The organism is uncultured Cyclobacterium sp. (genome assembly GCF_963976465.1).
Lineage (GTDB): Bacteria > Bacteroidota > Bacteroidia > Cytophagales > Cyclobacteriaceae > Cyclobacterium.
The window spans coordinates 1-2,945 of the sequence record NZ_CAXBOC010000609.1 but is presented as its reverse complement, the minus strand read 5'-3'; the positions used below and the strand labels follow the sequence as shown (position 1 = coordinate 2,945).

The window sequence follows — 2,945 nt, the reverse complement described above, 5'->3', positions numbered from 1 at the left end:
TTGGGATTTATCTTTTCCACCTTTTTAAGTTTAGAAAAGGACTCCAATACGTCCTTTTTTTGATTTTCTTCCGATACAAGGATTAAAAAACTTTCTTTTGAGGCTTCGTAATCGCCTAAACCATAGTAAATAATGCCCTCGTAGAGGCTTTTTTTCTTGGCCAAAGGGGGAGCCAGTTTATCAGGTAAGTTTAATATTTCTACTTTGGCGAAAAGAAATGATTTTTCTCGAATGAGGCTTTCAATTTTTTTAAAAGTAAAATCTGTTTTGGCCGTATCAGTAGTTGCCGCAAAGTAGGCGAGATCATAATACCTAGCCGCTGAGGAATAATTACCCAGTAAAAAATAGCACTCAGCAATATTTGGAAATACTTTTTGTTGAAAATCTTCATCCCCAAAAAACAGTACACGCTGAAAGGCTGCGATGGCTTTTTCAGGTTGATTCAATTGCATGAGTTGCCGCCCAAAATCGAATGTTTGATGAATGGATTGGGCATAGCTCAAAAACGGTGCAAGGCAACAAAAGCTAAAAATTAGAGTAAAATAGATGCTCGATTTTATTTTGATGGAATTCATCCTTTTTAAGATTAATCAATTTTGCAGACTTGTGTGATCCAAAAATATTACCAATATGGAAGCCAAAAGAGATAGAGGCAAAGATCCATCCTCTGACACTTTTTACACCTTGTTTTTGGAAGGCTCTTTGAGCTTGCCATGCAGTGGTGCCAACAAAAAGAAGTGCTACTAAGCCATCCTTCCAATCTCCGGTATAAATTTTCCCTGAACCTGGAATGATGGTGGACATTACTGCTGCCAGTGCAGGGCTTTTTCTTTTTTCTTCAAGAGCTAGCCTAGATATTTCCATGTATTTTTGAGCAGACTGAAAATTACTGTTTTCAAGCAGACTGTAGTTTTCATAGGCAGATTTCCATTGAAATCTCAGGGCATCAGTGGTGCCGGAATAAAAATATCGCTCTTGGGCTTTGAGATTGGAATTATTTTCTGAAAAAGATTTTGCCTCATTGAACTGCTTGTTTTTAAATAGCAAAGCCAAGTATTCAAAAGCCAGTTCACTCGGCATATTATTTTCATTTGGGTAAAGATTTATAGCCCTGGTTATTCCTGTTTCCCATAATTCTGCTTCCCAATAAACTGTTAATAAGTCTTTTTCCAAAGATAAATTGCCCGGTTTCATGAATAAAAGCCTTTCATATTCGGGAATGGCAAGGTCATATTGATTGGTTTGCCTTAGATAACTTGCAAAAGCTGCTGAATTATCGAAATCGTATAAATTTTGACTATAACCGGAGAGAGCAAACAAGGGCAGTACGATTACTGCTAACAAATACTTCATTTCAATTCGTCTATCATTAAGGTTCGGTCTTCTGTCCAAGCATATTTTTCAGGGCTTAAACCATTGCACCTTGTCAACCTATCCATTGTATTTGCTGTCCCTAGCAATACCCCATATTTTTTCACTGCCAATAAGCCGTATTCTGAACATGAGGGGTAGAACACACAATTTGATCCATCTTGAGAAGAGATAAAATTCTTGTAAACCTTGAACAATCCCGAGAATACGGTTTCAATCTCATTCTTGTTTTCATCAGCTGCTTTATAATGAACTTTATTCTTTTTTTCAGCCAGTAAATCTTTGTATGCCAATACTTCATTATTGGATTGAGCTAAGGTTACTCCAATACAACTAAAGATCAGGAAGCATGTAATCGTAAATAACTTCATTTCCTTTTTCATTGATAACCACATTTTTATAAGAAGTGATCTGGTAATTTTGTCCCTTCTCATGATAATTTATTTGGGTGATTTCTGTTGGGACTTCACAACCTGAAACATTAATATAATTTTTGTAAAATTGCTTGCTTAACAATTCATTGTCGGGATTATAAAAAGCTATGGCTTGTAATTTTTTGTCCGAATTTGACATGATAACCTGACCCAAGGAGCTTTTCACTTTTTCTTCTTGTGGTTCCCAGGTGGTTAAAATTTGTTCTTCTTTTTTGGACACATCTATAATGGTATAACCACTATTTTTTAACCCGAAATTGGCCAATTGTCCGGACAAGGTAAAGTGGAAAAAAGAAGAGGCAGGGATAATAAAAGAAGATGTTTTGTCCAATAATTCATTGGATTGAAATCGATACAAGGTAGTGTCCTTTAAAACCCAAGTTTCCGGTTCAGGAAAGGAAATGTCATAAATTATTTTTTCTGCCGAAAGATCATAATAGACCTTCCCCATAATTAATCTGGAAGTCCCATCTGCAATTTTTTCCTTGATTGAAAAGTCGGCACTTATTCTAAAAAACTGTTGCCCAAAATTAATTTCGGGCAACAGTGTTAATATCAGTAGTATTAGTATAGGTTTTTTCAGAAGGATACTCATTAAAATGGATAAGCGGAGAAAGTAAATACTAAGGAAGCAATATATAAGAGGGCATAAACACCACCTAAGGTTACACAACCCCAAATTGCTTTTCTAGTTTGATCTTTGTCTTCAGCATCTAAATGTACAATGGCTACACCTATGGGGCCCAATACACATCCCCAAAGGAAAGAGGGTATGCCGGCCACTGGGTGGTCACCTGCATTTACAGCAAAGTTGTTCAACATGTCTGCATCAAGGTTTACATTCAAACCATTGTTTTGAGCAATCACTTCTTTCAATGTGACCCCTTCATTAGAAAGAACATATTCTTCCAGTTGATCAAGATCTGAAAATTGGGCCTCAATCAGTGCTGAATTAAAATCCAGGACGTCGGGCTTAATTTCTTCCCCAAAGGAGATGCCCGTTATCAAAAACGGGACAAGGAATGCGATAAGTTTTTTCATAATATAGATTTATTAAAGATTGGATTATAAAGATATCAAAAATTATAAATAATAGGCAGTATTTGAGAAATATTAAACTAGTTCATTTATTGGTAATAT

Annotated in this window: 5 protein-coding genes; all 5 read right to left on the bottom strand. The window is 35.9% G+C overall.

Annotated elements, in window-relative coordinates; translation table 11 throughout:
* Positions 1-452 (bottom strand): hypothetical protein (locus AAC037_RS22870; protein ID WP_339905888.1); only part of this gene is annotated, 452 nt, incomplete at its 3' end.
* Between the two features lie 73 nt (positions 453-525).
* The gene (locus AAC037_RS22865) at positions 526-1,353 is read right to left on the bottom strand and encodes a hypothetical protein (RefSeq protein WP_339905886.1); all 828 of its coding nucleotides are present in this window, start codon (positions 1,351-1,353) and stop codon (positions 526-528) included.
* A complete protein-coding gene (yidD, locus tag AAC037_RS22860) occupies positions 1,350-1,754 on the bottom strand; it encodes a membrane protein insertion efficiency factor YidD (RefSeq protein WP_339905884.1) in 405 nt (134 codons plus the stop codon). Before yidD ends, AAC037_RS22865 begins: the two co-directional genes overlap by 4 nt.
* Positions 1,705-2,349, bottom strand: a complete 645-nt coding sequence (locus AAC037_RS22855; protein ID WP_339905882.1) for a hypothetical protein — start codon at positions 2,347-2,349, stop codon at positions 1,705-1,707. Before AAC037_RS22855 ends, yidD begins: the two co-directional genes overlap by 50 nt.
* A 50-nt stretch (positions 2,350-2,399) precedes the next feature.
* Complete coding sequence (locus tag AAC037_RS22850) at positions 2,400-2,846, bottom strand: hypothetical protein (protein ID WP_339905881.1); 447 nt, start codon at positions 2,844-2,846, stop codon at positions 2,400-2,402.
* Between the last annotated feature and the right edge of the window lie 99 nt (positions 2,847-2,945).